This is a genomic window from Nocardia cyriacigeorgica (assembly GCF_005863245.1).
Classification (GTDB): Bacteria; Actinomycetota; Actinomycetes; order Mycobacteriales; family Mycobacteriaceae; genus Nocardia; species Nocardia cyriacigeorgica_C.
The window spans coordinates 347,338-365,418 of the sequence record NZ_VBUT01000002.1 but is presented as its reverse complement, the minus strand read 5'-3'; the positions used below and the strand labels follow the sequence as shown (position 1 = coordinate 365,418).

Genomic DNA, 18,081 nt, shown 5'->3' with positions numbered 1-18,081 from the left:
ACAATGCGCCCGCGCCGCGTTTCGCCGCAAGGCCCGGGCGCGCGCAGCCCGGATCAGGGCAGGGCGACGATGGTGACGGTTGCCCCCGCCTGGACGTTGGCGTTCATCGCGGGCGTCTGCGAGACCACCACCGACGAATCCAGCGGGGCCAGCTGGCGGACCTGCACCGTCAAGCCGAGGCCCTCGAGCACCTCACGGGCTTCGGCGACCGATTTGCCGAGCACCTCCGGCATCTTCACCGCATCCGAGACCAGCAGCACCACCGACGAGCCCGCCTCGACGGTCGTCCCGGCGGCGGGATCGGTGCCGACGACGTCGCCGGCGGCCACGCTGCGATCGAACTGCGGACGGTTCCCGCTCACCGTGATGCCCAGGTCGGTGAGCATCTGCTGGGCTTCGGCGGTGGTCTTGCCGCGCAGGTCGGGCAGCTTCACCGGCTGTGAGCCCTTGCTGGTGTACACCTTCACGTGCGCACCCATCGGCAGCACCGTGCCCGGTGCCGGATCGACCTTGGCGAGCGTCCCCTCGGGCGCCGCACTCGGCGCCTCACCGGCGTCCACCGGTTGCAGGCCCTGGTCGCGGATCAGCTGGTTCACCTCGGAGATATCCGCACCGGGCGCGACCTCGGGAACCTGCGGCTTACCGCTGGAAATCAACACCGCGACAGAGGAGCCCTTGGTGACGCGCGAACCGGCGGAGGGATCGCTGCCGACCACCCCACCCACCGGGATGGTGTCGGAGGCCTTCTGCCGGGTCGTGGTCTCGAAGCCGGCGCTGCTGAGCACCGCCGTGGCCTTCTCCACGTCCATCCCGGCGATGCTCGGCACCGCCTCGAACCGGCCCACCCCGAGCCACCACCCGCCGACGCCGACCAGCAGGGTCAGCACCGCGACGATGGCGATCCATATCGCGGCGGTGCGGCGGGAATTGCCGCGATCGCCGGCGAAGGCAGGCGCGGGCCCCGGATGCGGACGCACGTGCTGCGGCGGCGGTGGTGCGGCGGCGAACTCGGTGCGTGGCCGCTGCGCCGTGACCACCCTGGTGTGCTGGGGCTGCGCCACCGGATGCGGGCGCGGCTCGGGCGAACGCGGCCCGTCCGCGCCGGGCACGGCCCGGTAGGACGAGCTCAGATGCTCGGCCGATTCCTGCGGCGCGGGCACCCGATAGGCGGGCAGCTCCAGCGACGCGCTGATCGCGCGCAGTTCGGCGACCATCTCGTTGGCGTCGGCGAACCGGTGGGAAGGTTCGCGGGCGGTGGCACGGGCGATGAGCGCGTCGAACTCCGGCGGCACACCCGCGATGAACTGGCTCGGGCTCGGCACATCCTTCTCGATGCGCTGATAGGCCACCGACAACGACGTATCGCCGGTGAACGGCACTTTCCCGGTGAGCAGTTCGAAGATCAGGATGCCGAAGGAGTACACGTCGCTGCGCGCGTCGGCCGTGCCGGAGGTGACCTGCTCCGGCGACAGATAGGCGGCGGTGCCGAGGATGACGCTCGCGGAGGTGGTGTTGGCCGCGGCCACCGCGCGCACCAGGCCGAAGTCGGCGATCTTGACCTCGCCGGAATCGGAGATCAGCACGTTCTCCGGTTTGATGTCACGGTGCACCAGCCCCGCCGAATGCGCCACCCCGATGGCCGCCAGCACCGGCTCGGCCACCGCGCGCACCGCATGCGGCGGCATCGGACCGCGTTCGCGCAGCAGCTCGCGCAGCGTGCCGCCCTCGACCAGCTCCATGATCAGGAACGGATGGTCGCCGTCGACGCCCTGGTCGTACACCGCGACCAGCGACGGATGTTTCAGCTTGGCGACCGCGCGGGCCTCGAATTCGAAACGGGACAAAAACTGCGGATCACCGGCGAATTTGGGATCCATCACCTTGATCGCGACCGGGCGATCCAGACGGGTGTCCTCGCCGCGGAACACCATGGACATCCCACCCCGAGCGATCGGCGCATCGATGCGGTAACGCCCTTCCAGCATGTGGCCGATCAATTGATGTCCTCCGGCTTTCACAAACCCTCTCCACCCCTCGCTGCGCGCGACAAGAGCAGCCGCGCTCTGCGGCCCCCACGATGGTATCGACCGAACGCCCCCGGGTGTCTCACGACGTGGTCGCGGGCAACGTCTACCGTTATCCGGGTGAGCGCATTTCCCTGCAGTGACGATGTTCTGCCCGCCTCGGTGACCCTGTTGTCACTTCCCGACGTGGCAGAACGGCTCGGCATCGTGGTGACCAGGGTGCATCAGATGCTGCGCGACCATCAACTCCTGGCCGTCCGCCGTGACGGCGTGGCCGGTGTTCCGGAGATCTTCTTCGACAAAGACGGCAACGTGATCAGGTTTCTCCCCGGCCTGATCACCGTCATGCGTGATGCCAAGTACACCGATGAGGAGATCCTGGAGTGGATCTTCACCGACGACGATTCCCTGCCCGGTAAGCCGGTCGAGGCGCTGCACGGCCCGCTGGCCCGCGAGGTGCTGCGCCGGGCCGCCGCCGAACCCTTCTGATCGCCACCCCTGTTGATGACGTTCACCCGGCCGGCGCTTCCGACGCGCCGACCGGGTGAACCAGCCTCACCGTCCGGTGATCAGCGCAGCATCTCCGCGACGAGGAACGCCAACTCCAGCGATTGCTGGGTGTTCAGGCGCGGGTCGCAGGCGGTTTCGTAGCGGCCGGACAGATCCAGGTCGGAGATGTCCTGGGCGCCGCCGAGGCATTCGGTGACGTCCTCACCGGTCAGCTCGATGTGCAGGCCGCCGGGATGGGTGCCCAGCGCGTGGTGCACCTCGAAGAAGCCCTGCACCTCATCGACCACGCGGTCGAAGTGGCGGGTCTTGAATCCGGTCGACGATTCGTGGGTGTTGCCGTGCATCGGATCGCACTGCCAGATCACCTGGTGACCGGTGGCCTGCACCTTCTCGATGATCGGCGGCAGCACCTCGCGCACCTTGCTGTTGCCCATCCGCGAGACGATCGTCAACCGGCCCGGCTCGTTGTTCGGGTCGAGCCGCTCGACGTACTCCACGGCCTGATCCGGCGTGGTGGTGGGGCCGATCTTGAGCCCGATCGGGTTGGCCAGCAGTTCCGCGAACGCGATATGCGCGCCCTCCAGCTGACGGGTGCGCTCGCCGATCCACAGAAAGTGCGCCGACAGGTCGTAGAGCACCGGCTCACCGGTGGCCGGGGACTCCCCCAGCCGCAGCATGGCCCGCTCGTAGTCGAGCACCAGCGCCTCGTGGCTGGCGTAGATACGCGCCGATTGCAGGCTCGGATCGTTGACCCGGCAGGCGGTCATGAACCGCAGGCCGCGGTCGATCTCCTCGGCCAGCGCCTCGTAGCGGGCGCCCGCCGGGGACTGCGCGACGAAATCACGGTTCCAGTCGTGTACCCGGTGCAGGTCGGCCATGCCCGCGCCGGTCAGCGCGCGCACCAGGTTCATCGCGGCGCTGGCGTTGGCGTAGGCGCGCACCAGCCGCGACGGGTCGTGCTCGCGCAGCGCGGCGTCGGGGGCCAGCGAGTTGATCATGTCGCCGCGGTAGGACTTCAGGCCCAGCGCGTCGGTGTCGGAGGAGCGCGGCTTGGCGTACTGGCCCGCGATCCGCGCCACCTTCACCACCGGCAGGCTGGCGCCGTAGGTGAGCACCACCGCCATCTGCAGCAGGGTGCGGATATTGCCGCGGATATGGGGCTCGGTGTTGTCGGCGAAGGTCTCCGCGCAGTCGCCGCCCTGGAGCAGGAAGGCCTCACCGCGCGCGACCTCGGCGAGCCGCTCGCGCAGTTCCTCCACTTCGGCGGGCACGCAGACCGGCGGGACGCTCTCCAGCACGGTCCGCATCATCGCCGCCTGCCCCGGATCCCAGGACGGCTGCTGCAGCGCGGGACGGGCCAGCGCGTCGTCGAGCCGTTGGCGCAGCTGCGTGGGCAGCGGCGGCAGCTCGGGCAAACGATCGATGGGTACGTCGACGGTCCAGTTCACCCACTCAGAATACGGACCCGCGCGCGGCGGCGAGCATCCGCGCGGCCAACTCCGTCCGCACCGGCTGGTGCGCCGGTGCCCGCATCCGGGACTTCGGGCGGGCCGTCGTGCAGCGGGTATACCACCAGGCCGTACCCTCGAGCGGACAAGTTTCGGGAGGAGACCGGCTTTGTGAAGTACTTCTATGACGCGGAATTCATCGAGGACGGGAAGGTGATCGACCTCGTCTCGATCGCGGTGGTCTGTGAGGACGGCCGCGAATACTACGCCGTATCCACCGAATTCGATCCCGAGCGGGCCGGGCCGTGGGTGCGCAAGAACGTGCTGCCCAAGCTGCCCTCGCCGTCGTCGCCGCTGTGGCGCAGCCGCAGGCAGATCCGCGACGAGCTGTACAAGTTCCTGGTGCCGCGGCCGACGGTGCAGCCGGAGCTGTGGGCGTGGGTGGGCGCCTACGACCATGTGGTGCTGTGCCAGCTGTGGGGTTCGATGGTGGATCTGCCGCCCGCGCTGCCCCGCTACACCAACGAGCTGCGGCAGCATTGGGACGCGCACGGGCGCCCGGATCTGCCGCCGATCCCGGTCGACGCCCATGACGCCCTCGCCGATGCCCGCCACAACCTGGCCAAGTACGAGGCCATCGAGGCCGCCCGCCGCCGCTGAGGCCTCGGCCGCCACAGCCGCCCAGGCCGCCTCGACAAGAGCCGAACGAACAAGCAGGCCCCGAGTCGGATCCGACTCGGGGCCTGCTTCGCGTGTCAGCGGTCAGTGGCTGTGCTTGCCACCGTGACCGTTGGCGTTCTCCTGTGCCTTCTTCAGCACCGCGAGCTGCTTGTGCTCCTCCTCCAGCTCGGTGGCGAAGTGCTGCTCGCTCTCCTGCCACGGATCCGGGCGCAGGAAGCTGCCGGTGCCGGGCTGGCCGGCCGAACCCAGCTGGTTCATCTTCTTGGGCACCGGGGCACCCTGATACTCCAGCGGGATCGGGTGGCCGTGCTCGTCGACCGGGCCCAGCGGCTGATGCACCTCGATGTACTCACCGTGCGGCAGCCGCTTGATCACGCCGGTCTCGATGCCGTGCTCGAGCACCGCCCGGTCACTGCGCTGCAGGCCGATGCAGAACCGGTAGGTCAGGAAGTACGCGATCGGCGGGCCGACCAGCAGACCGATACGACCGACCCAGGTGGTGGCGTTCAGCGAGATGTCGAACTTCAACGAGATGATGTCGTTGACGCAGGCCAGGGTCAGGATCACGTAGAAGGTGATCGCCATGGCGCCGATGGCGGTACGCACCGGCACATCGCGCGGACGCTGCAACAGGTTGTGGTTGGCGGTGTCCTTGGTGAGCCGCTTCTCGATCCACGGGTAGGCGATCAGCAGGGTGAACACCAAGCCCATCACCAGCGCGACCCAGAACACCGCGGGCACGGTGTAGCGGCCCAGGTACAGCTCCCACGGCGGCATCAGACGCGCCATACCGTCGGTCCACATCATGTAGAAGTCGGGCTGCGAACCGGCCGAAACCTGCGAAGGGTTGTACGGCCCCAGGTTCCAGATCGGGTTGATCTGCAGGACGCCGCCCATGATGCCGACGAAGCCGAGGGTGAAGGCGAAGAACGCGCCCTGGTCCGCGGCGAACACCGGCACGATGCGGGCACCGACGACATTGTTCTCGGTGCGGCCGGGTCCGGGGAACTGGGTGTGCTTCTGGTACCAGACGATAGCCACGTGCGCCGCGATCAGCGCCAGCATGATGCCCGGGAACAGCAGCACATGCGCGATGTAGAGGCGCGGGATGATGATCTCGCCCGGGAAGTCGCCGCCGAACATCAGCCAGTGCAACCAGGTACCCACCACCGGCACACCGATGGTGATGCCGGAGAACGCGGCCCGCAGGCCGGTACCCGACAGCAGGTCGTCGGGCAGCGAGTAGCCGAAGAAGCCCTCGAACATCGCCATGATCAGCAGCAGCGAACCGATCACCCAGTTCGCCTCGCGCGGCTTGCGGAACGCGCCGGTGAAGAAGATGCGCAGCAGGTGCACGATGATCGAGGCCGCGAACAGCAGCGCCGCCCAGTGATGCACCTGCCGCACGAACAGGCCACCACGCACCTCGAACGAGATGTTCAGCGCCGTCTCATACGCCCGCGACATACCCACACCGCGCAGCGGCTGGTAGGCGCCGTCATAGACGACGTGGCTCATCGACGGATCGAAGTACAGCGTCAGGTACACACCCGACAGCAGCAGGATGATGAACGCGTAGAGCGCGATCTCACCCAGCAGGAACGACCAGTGCGTCGGGAAGACCTTGTTGATCGAGCGGCGCATGAACGCGGCGGCGCGGTAGCGCTCGTCCACGGCGTCGGCGTGGGCACCGACCTTCCGGCCGATTGCTGATGGAGAACTCATGAACGACGCTCCCAGAAGGCCGGGCCGAGCGGCTCGATGAAGTCGCCGTTGGCGACCAGGAAGCCCTCGGAGTTGACGGTGATCGGCAGCTGCGGCAGCGCCCGGGCGGCCGGACCGAAGACCGGCTTACCCCATTCGGTCGCCGAGAACTGCGACTGGTGGCAGGGGCACAGGATCCGGTTGGTCTGCTGCTCGTAGAGCGAGGTCGGGCAACCGAGGTGGGTGCAGATCTTCGAGTAGGCGAAGTAGTCGCCGAAGTTGAAGCTCTCCTGGCCCTTACGCTTGATCGCCTTCTGCGCGTCCTCGGTGCGCAGCCGGATCAGCATGACGGCGTTGCGGATACCGCGCAGCGACTGCAGGGTCGCGTGCTCGTCACCGCGCCAGACTTCCTTCCACGGGAACACCGTCTCCATGCCGCCCGCGTCCAGGTCCTCCGGACGCACCAGCACGATGTCCTCGGGACGGCCGGTGTCGCGGCGCAGGTAGATGGTCTGGCCCTCCCAGTCCGGGGTCCAGCCCGACACCCACAGCGGCGACTTGTCGCCCTTGGCCCACGGGTTCTTGATCATGCCGCCGACGAACAGCGCGGCCGAACCCAGACCGACGATGCCGAGGCCGGCGCCCGCGGTGCGGGTGATCATCTTGCGGCGACCCAGCGTGGAGGTGTCGAGCGCGTCCTGCAGCTCAGCCACCAGGGTGCGGCGGTCGACCTCGCTGGAGCGGCCGTCGTGGCGCTCCTGGATGGACAGCTCGGCCGGGATGAACTTCTTGCGGATCAGCACGACCGCGATGCCGATCGCCAGGATCGAGACACCGAAGGTGATGCCGTACAGCGGGGTGGCCAGCGAGTACAGGCCGTGTCCGTCGGACTCCTTGCCCTTGTACTCCCACGGCCAGAACAGGAACACACCGACCAGCGCGGCGGCGGCCAGACCGGAGATGGCGAACCACAGCGCCACCTGACGCTCGGCGCGCTTCTCGGCGCGGGTGCCCGGAACCGGGAACCGCTCGCGCCGGTAGGCGACGTCGACGCCGTCCATCTCGGTGCCGAGCTTGACCAGCTCGTCACGCGACATCGCGTCCAGCTCGGCCTCGGTGGGCTCCGCGGCGGCGTGGCCGGTGGGCTTCACCGTCTCTTTCGACGGCTCGGCACTGGATCCCTCATCCGGGCGCCCCATGTCGTCTCGCTCCTTCTTATCTGTCATGACCGGGATCCGATCCACATCGCGGCGCCGACGGTCAGCACGATGCCGACGACCCAGATGGCCAGGCCCTCGGTCGCGGGGCCGAAGCCGCCGAGGCCGTAACCGCCGGGCGCCTTGGCCTCCATCGAGTCCTTGACGTAGGCGATGATGTCGCGCTTCTCCTCCGGGCTCAGCTGCCGGTCGGAGAATTTCGGCATGTTCTGCGGGCCGGTGAGCATCGCGGCGTAGATCTGCTGCTCGGAGGCGGGCTCGAGCGGCGGCGCGAACTTACCCGACGACAGCGCGCCACCACGGCCGGTGAAGTTGTGGCAGGAGGCGCAGTTCATCCGGAACAGCTCGCTACCGCGGGCGATGTCGTCGCCGCGCAGCGATTCCTGGGCGATGGTGCCGTCGGCGTTGCGGACCACGGTGGGGCCGCCGCCGTTGGCCGCCACGTAGGCGCCGATGGCGTCGGTCTGGTGGGCGTCGAACTTGACGGGCTTGCGCTCGGCCTGGGCCTCGTTGCGGGTCATCGGCATACGACCCGACGACACCTGGAAGTACACCGCGGCCTCGCCGACACCGATCAGGCTGGGACCGCGATCCTCGACACCCTGCAGGTTCGCGCCGTGGCAGGTGATGCAGGAGGTCTCATACAGCTGCTGGCCCTCACGGATCAGCGCCGAGGTGTCCTCGTTGGCCGTCGCGATCTGCGGGTCGGGAGTGAGGGCCGAGGCGAGAAAGCCGGCTCCGACGAGACCCACCAGAAGCGCGAGCCCGCCCGCGATGCGGCGGCGGACGCGGCGCTGCCTGCGCGTCTTGCTGGCCTGGCCGTGCCCGGGGCTGGCGGGCTCTGGCGCTGATGGGGGAGATGAACTCATCTGTGTCCCTTTGGAGTAGACGGAACCGACTGGTGCAAAAGCTTCCACTGAGCCCGGGTCAGCGGACGAAGTAGATCGTGGCGAACAGCCCGATCCAGACGATGTCGACGAAGTGCCAGTAGTAGGAGACGACGATCGCGGCGGTGGCCTGCGCCGGGGTGAACTTGCTCAGCTTGGTGCGCACCAGCAGGAACACGAACGCGATCAGACCACCGATGACGTGCAGACCGTGGAACCCGGTGGTGATGTAGAACACCGAGCCGTAGGAGCTGCTCGAGATCGAGGTGCCCTCGTGGACGAGGTTGTAGTACTCGTAGCCCTGGCCGAGCACGAAGAAGGTGCCCATGGCGAGGGTGAGGACGTACCAGCGGCGCAGGCCGAAGACGTCACCGCGCTCCGCGGCGAAGACACCCAGCTGGCAGGTGAACGACGACGCGATCAGCACGGCGGTGACCGGGACGGCGAGCTTCATGTTCAGCTCGGTCGGCTCCGGCGGCCACTCGGTGGACTGCGCACGCGCGACGAAGTACATCGCGAACAGGCCGGCGAAGAACATCAGCTCGCTGGACAGCCAGATGATGGTGCCGACACTGACCATGTTGGGCCGGTTCAGCGAATGCACACGCTGGGTAATGGCCGATCCTGGGGTGCCTACTGCGGTCGTCACGGGGGTAAGTATGACTCGTCGTAGTACGACAGCAGTACCCGGGTAGGAAACTTGCCTGTGCGTGTCGGATTCGGTTGTGCCACTGCCTGCGGGAACGCCGGAAAATCGGGTCGCGAAGATCAAGTTCAGGAGGCCGGAACGGGTCGCGCGAACAGATATCGACAGACCGCCCGCGCCGGAGCCCATTAGGGTTGTCCCCTACGAGACTGCTGGGCGTACCAGTGTGATGGGAGATGTTGATGAGCGTGCGCAGCTGGCCCCAGGTGCTCGGCACCCTTGCCGACGGTGGCGACCTGACCGCGGACGACACCGAATGGGTGATCAACGAGATCTTCTCCGACAATGCGACGCAGGCGCAGATCGCCGCGTTCGGGGTGGCGATCAAGATCAAGGGGCCGACCGCCGAGGAGCTGTCGGGCCTGGCTTCGGGCATGCTCGGGCACGCCAGGCTGGTCCATATCGACGGCGACGCGGTCGACATCGTCGGCACCGGCGGCGACCGGTCCGGCTCGGTGAACATCTCCACGATGTCGTCGATCGTCGTGGCGGCGGCGGGTGTGCCGGTCATCAAGCACGGCAATCGCGCGGCCACCTCCAAGAGCGGCGGCGCCGACGTGCTCGAAGCGCTCGGCGTGCGCCTGGCGCTCGGCCCGGAATCGGTGGCGCGCTGCGTGCGTGAGGTCGGCATCGGGTTCTGTTTCGCGCCGCTGTTTCATCCCGCGCTGCGTTTCGCCGGGCCCGCGCGCAAGGAAATCGGCATCCCGACCGTGTTCAACGTGCTCGGCCCCCTCACCAACCCGGCCCAGCCGCGCGCGGGCCTGGTGGGCTGCGCGTTCGCCGATCTGCTGCCCAAGATCGCCGGGGTGTTCGCCGCGCGCGGCAGCAGCGCGCTGGTGGTGCGCGGCAACGACGGACTCGACGAGATCACCACCTCCGCCACCACCGACGTCTGGGTGGTCTCCGGTGGCCGGATGCGCGAGACCACCATCGATCCCACGCGGCTCGGCTTCCCCCGGGTCGACCTCGACGCGTTGCGCGGCGGGGACGCGCAGGTCAACGCCGGTGTCGCGCGCGATGTGCTGGCCGGAACGGCGGGGCCGGTGCGCGATGCGGTGCTGGTGAACTCGGCAGCCGCCATCGTGGCCTACGACCTGTCGCAGGGCGCGGGCGATCCGGACGCCGATCTGGACGATCAGCTGTCGGCCGCCGTCGAACGCGCCGCCGAGGCCATCGACAGCGGGCGCGGGGCGGCGCTGCTGGATCGCTGGGCCAAGCTCACCAACACCCTCGGCGACGCCTGATAGCGCCGTCCGGCGGCCCGTCGCCGATGAATCGGCGTGCCGGTGAGAAACGCCGGTCTTGCCTGGACCGGCAAACCGTCGATCGGCGCTATAGAGTTGCGCGGTCGTCCAGGCACATCGACGTGCCCTGATCGGACGACTCGGCGCATACCCGGCAGTCGCCGCCCTGCCCACGCGGGGCAGGCGATCGCCCGCGCCCGCACTGACAACCGTCGATCGTGGGTCTGGAGGTAGGCATGAAGCACGGTGCGCCCGTGGTGTCCGGCACTCTGCTCGCCGCGTTGGTGGTGGTGCTGAGCGCCGGGCCCGCAGCCGCCGCGCGCGGCGGGCTCGTCGTCGACGGCACCGTGCATCACGACCCCGTCGGCTGCCTCGAGGTCAGCGGTGGCGCGCGCAGCTTGAAGGTGGAAAACCACACCGACGTGCCGGTGACCGTGTACTACGGGCGCGGCTGCCGCGGCGATATCACCGCCACGCTCACCTCACGCGAGGTCCGCACCGTCGTCGGTACGTCGATCCAGGTCCCCTGACCTCTATTCGCCCAGCGAGAACCCGGCTTCGACGTCGGCGCGCGAATAGGACTTGAACGCGATGTGCGTGGTGGTCCGCACGACGCCCTCGGTCTTATCGATGCGGCCGGTCACCACCTCGGCGATCTGCTCGTGGTCGCGGACCCGGACCACCGCGATGAGGTCGACATCGCCCGCGCAGGAATAGACCTCGCTGACGCCCTCGATATCGGCGACCGCCTGCGCGGTTTCGGGGATTCGAGCGTTGGCGGCGTTGATCATGACGATGGCGGTAATCATGGGCCTCAGCCTAGGAGATCCCCGCGGTCGCTCGTCGCCACTCAGCCGGACATGCGCTCGTAATCCTGCGCCGCCGACTCCCCCGCCACCGCAGCCTCGGCCGCTGCCGCCCAGGCCAGCCGGCGGCCCGCACCGCGCATCGGTTCCCAGTAGCCTTCGCTGGTGCGCACGATCCGCACGCCCGGCCGGGCCAGCCAGCGCACCACCAACCCCACCTCCTCCGGCGAGCCGCCACGCAGCGGCGACAGATCACCGTCGCAGACCACAGTTTCCGCGGCCGCCACGATCCGCTCCACCACCGGCATGGGCGCCACTCCCCTGGCGGCCGTGCCCGCACCCGCGAGGCGGCCGTAGCGGATCACCGCGAACTCCCAGCCGCCCGCGCCGTCGGGGTGCGCGGCGACGAGTTCGGCGATACGGGCGACGGCGGCCAGGCGCTGGGTGCGGTGCAGGGCGCGGATCACCGTCACCGTGCGGTCGCGCAGCCGGGCCGCTGCCTCGAAATGTTCGACGCGGGAATGGGTTCGGATGCGGTCGAGCATTGCGTCCAGGGCCGAGTCATCGGTGCCCGCGAACAACGCCCGCACCGACTCCGGCGCGGGCGCGTATTCCCTACTATTACGGGCCATTCCATCGGCCGCCGCCGGGCAGCCACCGACGACGGCGGGCGGGCAGTCGTGAATCGCGGTGCGCGACAACCGAGTTGTGCAGGTGCGCACGCCGCTGAACTCGGCGATGGTTGCCGCGACATCCGCGGCGTCGGCTCTGGCGCCGAAGGGCCCGAGCGCGTCGACGGCAGGATTGCGCACGATGGCCAAGCGCGGGAACGGCTCGTCGGTAAGGGTGATCCACCAGCCTCGCTTGGGAAATTTCGAACGCCGGTTGTACGGCGGGGCATGCGCAATCAGCAGCCGTAGCTCACGCACCCCCGCCTCCAGGCCGTGCGCGCATTCGACGTGATCGACGCGCGTGGCCAGCGAGACCATCTCCTTGATCCGGCCCCTGGTCTCCGAGCCGGTGAAGTAGCTGCGGACGCGGCGGCGCAGGTTCACCGCCGTCCCTATATAGAGGACTTCGTCGGACGGGCCGCGGAACAGATAGACGCCGGGCCGGGCGGGCAGATCGGCGGCCAGCCCGCGCTTGGCGCGCTGGCCCGAGCTCACGTCGGGCAGATAGTCGATCAGCTCGGTGAGGCTGTGCACGCCCTGATTGCCCACCCGCGCCATCAGCGCGTGCAGCACGTCGACGGTGGCGCGGGCGTCGGCGAGGGCGCGGTGGGTCGGCTCGGTGCTCGCCCCCAGCACCCGCGCCAGCACGCTCAGCCGCACCGACGGCGCCTCGTCCCTGGCCAGCACCCGCCGCGCCAGCCGAACCGTGCACACCACCTGCGCGGCGGGCCACGGTGTGCCGCAGCGCGCCGCCGCCGCCCGCAGGAACGCCATATCGAATCGGGCGTTGTGCGCGACGAGCACCGCGCCCGCCGCGAACTCGAGGAAGCCGGGCAGCACCGCTTCGATGGGCGGCGCGGCGCACACCATGGCGGTGGTGATGCCGGTGACGTGCACGACCGCGGGCGGAATGGCACGGCCGGGATCGACCAGGGTGGCGAATTCCCCGAGCACCTCGCCGCCGCGCACCTTGACCGCGCCGATCTCGGTGATGGCATCGTTGTCCGGGCTGGTGCCGGTGGTCTCCAGGTCGACCACCACGAAGGTGGTGTCGTAGAGCGGGGTGTCGAGCTCGTCGAAGGCCAGTTGCGCGGCGCGGCGGCGCGGGACGGAGTCGGACACGGCGTGCAGCGTACGACCGGGGTCCGACAGATTTCGCCCCGCTCGCGGGCAGGATCCTCGCCTCGGCGCGTGCGGGAAAACAGCGCGAATTACCCGAATTACACGGACGGGCTTTTCGTTTTGGTACCCCCGAAATGATCTTCGATGCGTAAAAGCGGCGTAGCTCACAGAGAATCACGGTGGGTATCAATCGCCGGGCGTGTCGGATTCACGCCATGCGGCAGGAGGCCCTCCCGCCCTCCTCCACGCCTCGGACACGCTGTCCGACACCCCGCGACCGCCCCGCTACCTCGCGCCGATGTCCCGTGAACTGCGCGGAATGCGTCTCAGCCACCGCGCAGCCGCAGTTACTGTTACTTCAAGTAACGCCTGGTGACGCTTCCCGTTCATGCGGAAATCAACGCGTCGTTATCGTTTCGTGATTGTTGTGACGCATATCGCAGGCTTCTCGCGCCGAATTGTTGACCATTGCCGTTTCGCTTGTTCGCGGCTTTACAAACCACCGTGATCGGTTCGTAACCTCATCGAGACCTCACGGGTCCGACCCACCACCCCGGTGCGGCGTCGTGAGGCAGATTGGGAGTACCGCATCATGGCGTCCACCACCGTCAAACGACAGGCCAAGCGTGCCGTTGCGGCCGGAGCCGTCGGCGCTGCCACCATCGGCGCGTTCCTGCTTCCCGCCGCTCCCGCGGCGGCGGCACCGGTCACCGTCCCCGGTGTCGGCACCTTCGACGTGCCGGACAACATCGTCAACCAGATCCCCGGCGGACTGCCCGCCGTGCCGGGTCTGCAGATCCCCGCCCCCGCGCCGCTGCCGTTCACCGCGCCGACCAAGACCCTCGGCGAGGTCGCGCTCGACGCCGCGATGAGCAAGATCGGCGCGCCCTACGTCTACGGCGCCGCGGGCCCGAACGCCTTCGACTGCTCCGGCCTCGTGCAGTGGTCCTACCGCCAGGCCGGCCGCGAGGTGCCACGCACCAGCGGCGCCCAGCTCGCCTCGGGCACCCCGGTCTCGATGGACCAGCTCCAGCCCGGCGACGTGGTGTCGTTCTACGGCGGCGGCCACTCCGGCCTCTACGCCGGCAACGGCAACGTGGTGCACGCCTCCACCGCCGGCAGCCCGGTGCACGTCGCGCCGATCTCCTCCATGCCGGTCGCGGGCGCCGTCCGCTTCTGACCGCAGCTCCGGGGCCCGCATCGTCACGACGGTGCGGGCCCCGGCCGGTCCGGCGACTGTGATCGGTTCGTGCTCTACTGGACACTGAAGGTCGCCGTTCCGTAACCTAATCGAGACCTTTCCGCGGCTTCACACGAGAACGGGGCACGGCAGGCAGTGGCAGCAGATCACCGCAGTCGAGGGATGAAACGCCTGGCAGGGGCGACGATCACGGCGGCACTACTCACCGTGGCGCTACCCGGCGGCGGTCCGGTGAGCGCCGACCCGGCCACCATGCCCACCACCGCCAGCGCGGCCGTGCAGCGGTTGATCGACCTGTCGCGCGAATCCGAGCAGCTCAACCAGCAGGCGCTCGGCGCCCAGGCCGACCTCGACACCAAACTCGCCGCCCAGCGCGCCGCCGAAGCAACGCTCGCCACGGCCACCGACGCCGTCACCGCCGCACGCAACGAGGTCCGCAAGTTCCAGCCGGTCATCGACCGCACCGCGATCGCGGCCTATCAGGGCGCGCGCACCAATCGCCTGTTCTCGGTGCTGGTCAGCGATTCGCCGCAGCAGCTGCTCGACCAGATGTCCACCCTCGATGTGGTGGCCACCCAGACCTCCACGCAGCTGAAGCAATACAAGAAGGCCACCGACGCGGCGACCACGGCCGAAACCACCGCGCGCACCGCCGCCGACAATGCCCGCACCGCCGCCGAGAAGGCCGATGCCGTGCGCGGTGATCTCGAACGCAAACGCGCCGACCTCCAGGGCGCCATCGCCCAGGTCATCGAGGCCTGGGGCACGCTGTCGGCCCAGGACAAATCCGCGCTGGCCGGATCGCCGTTCCCACCCGGCTTCGACCGCGACACCCTGCTGCGCGGTCTCGTGCCCGGCAGCGGCACCAGCGCACTGGCCGCCGGGCTCACCCGGGTGGGTGACCCCTATGTCTGGGGCGCCACCGGCCCGGACCAATTCGACTGCTCCGGCCTGGTGCAGTGGGCGTTCAAGCAGGTCGGCAAGGATGTGCCGCGCACCAGTTCGGCGCAGGCGTCTTACGGCACGCCCGTCGCCAAGGAAGATCTGCGTCCCGGCGACGTCGTCTTCTTCTATCCCGACATTTCCCACGTCGGCATCTACGCGGGCAACGGGCTGATGCTGCACGCCTCCACCTTCGGTGTGCCGGTCGCCGTCGCGCCCATGGGTTCCACGCCGTACCACTCGGCTCGGCGATACTGAGCACCGATGAACGGTGTGCGGCGCGTCCGTGACTGGCTGTCGCAGCGACGGCGCTTCGAGTTCTGCCTCACCACCGTGATGGTGATGCTGTTGACCGGCACCTGCGCCGCGCTGCTGTTGCTTCCCGATTCGGTGGTGGCGCCGTTGCGCGCGGCGCGGGCGGGTACGACCACGGCGCCGGTGGCCGGTCAGGCCACGGTCGGTGACGCCAGGTTGGCGCAGATCCAGCGCATCACCGAACCGTTCGGTCCGCTGGTGACCAGGCAGGTGCCCACCGGTGGCGCTCAGCCCGCGCTGGTCGCCGGGCATCCGCAGAACCAGCGGGAAGTCGACCTCCTCGCCGACGAGCTGGCTGCGGCGAGCGCCGCCGTCACCGAGCTGTGGGGGCCGGACTGGTCCCGGTCGCCGGTGGTGGTCGTGTCCTCCACGCCCGCCGAATTCGCCGCTCTGGTCCGCGCGACCACCGACCTTCCCGGCGAAGTCGCCGCCGCCACGGTCTCGGATCCGTTCACCCCCGGCACCCAGCCGACCGGCCAGCGCGTGGTCTTCGGCCCCGACGCCGGACGCCGCCTCGACCCCGGCGGCCTGCGCTCGCTGCTGCGCCACGAACTCACCCACGTCGCCACCAGGGCCGCGACGGTCGACGGCTCCCCGCAATGGTTGCTGGAAGGTTTCGCCGAATACGCCGCCCACCGCGGGCTCGGCCACTCGTTCACCGATATCGCCCCCACCCTCGCCACCCGCCTGGCCACCGGCACCCTCCCCGCCGACCTCCCCGCCGACCCCGAATTCACCGGCCCCGACGCCGCCACCGCCTACGAACTGGCCTGGTCGGTCTGCGCCTACCTCGCCGACACCCACGACGACGCCGGTCTCGTCGCCCTGTACCGCCGCCTCGCCACCGGGCCACAAACCCCCGCCTCCGAAGACGCGGCCATGCGCGAAATCCTGGGCACCAGCCGCGCGGACCTGATCAGCGGCTGGCAAACCTGGCTGCGTGCCAGAAGCGCCTGAACCTCCGCGAACACGCGGCGCCGCAGGCGACGCAAAATCGAACACAGTAGGTTGTTGGGCATGGCTCGAACTCTGCTGGTTACCAATGATTTCCCGCCGCGTCCCGGGGGTATCCAGTCGTATCTGCAGGCATTGGCCGGGCAGCTGCCGCCGGACGATCTGGTCGTCTACGCGCCGCGGTGGCGGGGCGACAGTCATGTGAAGTTCGATGCCGAGCAGAAATTCCAGGTGGTGCGCCATCCCACCACGTTGATGCTGCCCACCCCGCTGGTGATGCGGCGCGCGGCGAAGCTGTTGCGCAGCGAGAACTGCGACACCGTGTGGTTCGGGGCGGCGGCACCGTTGGCGTTGATGTCGCCGGTGCTGCGCCGCGCGGGTGCCGAACGCATCCTGGCCAGTACGCACGGGCACGAGGTCGGCTGGTCGATGCTGCCGGCGGCCAGGCAGGCGTTGCGGGTGATCGGTGAGCAGACCGATGTCGTCACCTACGTCAGCAAGTACACCCGGGCCCGGTTCTCCGCGGCGTTCGGCCCGAATGCCGCGCTGGAGTATCTGCCGCCGGGCGTCGACCCGGATGTCTTCCGCCCCGATCCCGCCGCGCGCGCCGAGCTGCGGCAGCGCTACGGCCTCGGCGACCGGCCGACGATCCTGTGCCTGTCGCGGCTGGTGCCGCGCAAGGGCCAGGACGCGCTGATCGTGGCGATGCTGCAGATCCGGGAGCGGGTGGACGGTGCGGTGCTGGTCATCGCGGGCGGCGGCCCGTATGAGGAGAAGCTGCGTGCCCTGGCCGAGGCGCTCGGCGTCGCCGATTCCGTCGTCTTCACCGGACGGGTGCGGTCGGATGAGCTCGCCGCCCACCACACCCTCGCCGACGTCTTCGCCATGCCCGCCCGCACCCGCGGCGCCGGGCTGGACGTCGAGGGCCTCGGCATCGTCTATCTCGAGGCGTCGGCGTCCGGTGTCCCCGTCGTGGCCGGACGGTCCGGCGGCGCACCGGAGACCGTCATCGAGGGCAAGACCGGCCGCGTCGTCGACGGTCGCAAGATCGACCAGATCGTCGACGCCCTCGTCGGCATCCTGGCCGATCCCGAGGCCGCCGCCCGCATGGGCGCCGCCGGCCGCCAATGGGTCGAACAGCAGTGGCGCTGGGACACCCTCGGCGCGCGCCTGCGCCAACTGCTGAGCTGAGGGCTCGCGGCGCGCTGTAGTCTCAGCGGCGTGAGCAGTATCCAGGTCGCAGATCAGACGTTCGTCGCCGCCTCGGGCGCGGCGGTCGGTGAGTTGCTCTCCGCGCCGGGCAGATGGCGGCGCTGGTGGCCGGACCTGACGTTGGACGTGCGAGAAGACCGTGGCGACAAGGGAATCCGCTGGACCGTGAGCGGCGCGCTGACCGGCACCATGGAGGTGTGGCTGGAACCCTCGCTGGACGGGGTGATCCTGCATTATTTCCTGCATGCCGAGCCGACGCGCCCGATCGAGCCGCGCAAGTTGGCCGAGGCCAATCGGGCGCGCCGGGTCGCGGGTAAGAAGATGTCGTTCGAGGTGAAGTCCCGGCTGGAGGCCGATCGCCCGGCCGGGGTCGCCCCGTAGCTCACGTCCTGACGTTTCATCGCCAGCATCGTCGCCGGAAAGGAACCGTTCCCCGT

Annotated in this window: 17 protein-coding genes; 9 read left to right on the top strand and 8 right to left on the bottom strand. The window is 69.3% G+C overall.

Annotated elements, in window-relative coordinates:
- Positions 1 to 53: 53 nt before the first annotated feature.
- On the bottom strand, positions 54 to 1,985 hold the full coding sequence (gene pknB, locus FEK34_RS04910; protein ID WP_138446643.1) for a Stk1 family PASTA domain-containing Ser/Thr kinase: 1,932 nt from the start codon (positions 1,983 to 1,985) through the stop codon (positions 54 to 56).
- A 159-nt stretch (positions 1,986 to 2,144) separates the two neighbouring features.
- Here pknB and FEK34_RS04905 point away from each other — a divergent pair, with 159 nt between their 5' ends.
- Entirely contained in the window at positions 2,145 to 2,513 is a 369-nt protein-coding gene (locus FEK34_RS04905; protein WP_036535256.1) for an Rv2175c family DNA-binding protein, read from the top strand.
- Positions 2,514 to 2,593: 80 nt separating this feature from the next.
- Here FEK34_RS04905 and FEK34_RS04900 read toward each other — a convergent pair whose 3' ends face one another.
- Positions 2,594 to 3,982, bottom strand: coding sequence for a class II 3-deoxy-7-phosphoheptulonate synthase (locus FEK34_RS04900; protein ID WP_138446642.1), 1,389 nt, complete (start codon positions 3,980 to 3,982; stop codon positions 2,594 to 2,596).
- A 171-nt stretch (positions 3,983 to 4,153) separates the two neighbouring features.
- On the opposite strand from FEK34_RS04900, the gene FEK34_RS04895 reads away from it, so the two are divergent.
- Positions 4,154 to 4,642: a polyadenylate-specific 3'-exoribonuclease AS gene (locus FEK34_RS04895; protein ID WP_138446641.1), complete on the top strand. Its 489-nt coding sequence runs from the start codon at positions 4,154 to 4,156 to the stop codon at positions 4,640 to 4,642.
- A 102-nt stretch (positions 4,643 to 4,744) separates the two neighbouring features.
- Here the strand turns inward: FEK34_RS04895 and qcrB are convergent, their stop codons facing one another.
- From qcrB to ctaE, 4 genes are read right to left on the bottom strand one after another with little or no spacing between them, the layout of a single operon-like run.
- A complete protein-coding gene (qcrB, locus tag FEK34_RS04890; RefSeq protein ID WP_138446640.1) occupies positions 4,745 to 6,388 on the bottom strand; it encodes a cytochrome bc1 complex cytochrome b subunit in 1,644 nt (547 codons plus the stop codon).
- On the bottom strand, positions 6,385 to 7,566 hold the full coding sequence (gene qcrA / locus FEK34_RS04885; RefSeq protein ID WP_138458984.1) for a cytochrome bc1 complex Rieske iron-sulfur subunit: 1,182 nt from the start codon (positions 7,564 to 7,566) through the stop codon (positions 6,385 to 6,387). The genes qcrB and qcrA overlap by 4 nt, the downstream gene beginning before the upstream one ends.
- 23 nt (positions 7,567 to 7,589) lie before the next feature.
- Positions 7,590 to 8,453: a cytochrome bc1 complex diheme cytochrome c subunit gene (qcrC, locus tag FEK34_RS04880; RefSeq protein ID WP_138446639.1), complete on the bottom strand. Its 864-nt coding sequence runs from the start codon at positions 8,451 to 8,453 to the stop codon at positions 7,590 to 7,592.
- Positions 8,454 to 8,511: 58 nt separating this feature from the next.
- Entirely contained in the window at positions 8,512 to 9,120 is a 609-nt protein-coding gene (ctaE, locus tag FEK34_RS04875; protein WP_138446638.1) for an aa3-type cytochrome oxidase subunit III, read from the bottom strand.
- 239 nt (positions 9,121 to 9,359) lie between these two features.
- On the opposite strand from ctaE, the gene trpD reads away from it, so the two are divergent.
- Together trpD and FEK34_RS04865 are read left to right on the top strand one after the other, a co-directional pair.
- Entirely contained in the window at positions 9,360 to 10,421 is a 1,062-nt protein-coding gene (gene trpD / locus FEK34_RS04870) for an anthranilate phosphoribosyltransferase (RefSeq protein ID WP_138446637.1), read from the top strand.
- Between the two features lie 236 nt (positions 10,422 to 10,657).
- Positions 10,658 to 10,951: a hypothetical protein gene (locus FEK34_RS04865; protein ID WP_138446636.1), complete on the top strand. Its 294-nt coding sequence runs from the start codon at positions 10,658 to 10,660 to the stop codon at positions 10,949 to 10,951.
- A gap of 3 nt (positions 10,952 to 10,954) precedes the next feature.
- On the opposite strand, the gene FEK34_RS04860 is transcribed toward FEK34_RS04865, so the two are convergent.
- Entirely contained in the window at positions 10,955 to 11,230 is a 276-nt protein-coding gene (locus FEK34_RS04860; RefSeq protein ID WP_138446635.1) for an Lrp/AsnC family transcriptional regulator, read from the bottom strand.
- 41 nt (positions 11,231 to 11,271) lie between these two features.
- Entirely contained in the window at positions 11,272 to 13,020 is a 1,749-nt protein-coding gene (locus tag FEK34_RS04855) for a DEDD exonuclease domain-containing protein (protein WP_138446634.1), read from the bottom strand.
- A 592-nt stretch (positions 13,021 to 13,612) separates the two neighbouring features.
- Between FEK34_RS04855 and FEK34_RS04850 the strand changes: the two genes are divergently transcribed.
- The 5 genes from FEK34_RS04850 (at position 13,613) to FEK34_RS04830 (ending at position 18,025) form a co-directional block, all read left to right on the top strand.
- Positions 13,613 to 14,200: a C40 family peptidase gene (locus FEK34_RS04850; RefSeq protein WP_138446633.1), complete on the top strand. Its 588-nt coding sequence runs from the start codon at positions 13,613 to 13,615 to the stop codon at positions 14,198 to 14,200.
- A 183-nt stretch (positions 14,201 to 14,383) separates the two neighbouring features.
- A complete protein-coding gene (locus FEK34_RS04845) occupies positions 14,384 to 15,421 on the top strand; it encodes an NlpC/P60 family protein (protein WP_138446632.1) in 1,038 nt (345 codons plus the stop codon).
- Positions 15,422 to 15,427: 6 nt separating this feature from the next.
- Positions 15,428 to 16,435, top strand: a complete 1,008-nt coding sequence (locus FEK34_RS04840) for a hypothetical protein (RefSeq protein ID WP_138446631.1) — start codon at positions 15,428 to 15,430, stop codon at positions 16,433 to 16,435.
- A gap of 60 nt (positions 16,436 to 16,495) precedes the next feature.
- Entirely contained in the window at positions 16,496 to 17,623 is a 1,128-nt protein-coding gene (locus tag FEK34_RS04835) for a glycosyltransferase family 4 protein (RefSeq protein WP_104359337.1), read from the top strand.
- 30 nt (positions 17,624 to 17,653) lie between these two features.
- Positions 17,654 to 18,025, top strand: coding sequence for a polyketide cyclase / dehydrase and lipid transport (locus tag FEK34_RS04830; protein ID WP_138446630.1), 372 nt, complete (start codon positions 17,654 to 17,656; stop codon positions 18,023 to 18,025).
- The last annotated feature ends 56 nt before the right edge of the window (positions 18,026 to 18,081 follow it).

Excerpts from the sequence above, each read along its gene's own strand:
- pknB (WP_138446643.1), bottom strand. The coding sequence starts at position 1,985 with ATGCTGGAAGGGCGTTACCGCATCGATGCGCCGATCGCTCGGGGTGGG.
- qcrB (WP_138446640.1), bottom strand. The coding sequence starts at position 6,388 with ATGAGTTCTCCATCAGCAATCGGCCGGAAGGTCGGTGCCCACGCCGAC.
- qcrA (WP_138458984.1), bottom strand. The coding sequence starts at position 7,566 with ATGGGGCGCCCGGATGAGGGATCCAGTGCCGAGCCGTCGAAAGAGACG.
- qcrC (WP_138446639.1), bottom strand. The coding sequence starts at position 8,453 with ATGAGTTCATCTCCCCCATCAGCGCCAGAGCCCGCCAGCCCCGGGCAC.
- trpD (WP_138446637.1), top strand. The coding sequence starts at position 9,360 with ATGAGCGTGCGCAGCTGGCCCCAGGTGCTCGGCACCCTTGCCGACGGT.
- FEK34_RS04865 (WP_138446636.1), top strand. The coding sequence starts at position 10,658 with ATGAAGCACGGTGCGCCCGTGGTGTCCGGCACTCTGCTCGCCGCGTTG.
- FEK34_RS04860 (WP_138446635.1), bottom strand. The coding sequence starts at position 11,230 with ATGATTACCGCCATCGTCATGATCAACGCCGCCAACGCTCGAATCCCC.
- FEK34_RS04850 (WP_138446633.1), top strand. The coding sequence starts at position 13,613 with ATGGCGTCCACCACCGTCAAACGACAGGCCAAGCGTGCCGTTGCGGCC.
- FEK34_RS04845 (WP_138446632.1), top strand. The coding sequence starts at position 14,384 with ATGAAACGCCTGGCAGGGGCGACGATCACGGCGGCACTACTCACCGTG.
- FEK34_RS04840 (WP_138446631.1), top strand. The coding sequence starts at position 15,428 with ATGAACGGTGTGCGGCGCGTCCGTGACTGGCTGTCGCAGCGACGGCGC.
- FEK34_RS04835 (WP_104359337.1), top strand. The coding sequence starts at position 16,496 with ATGGCTCGAACTCTGCTGGTTACCAATGATTTCCCGCCGCGTCCCGGG.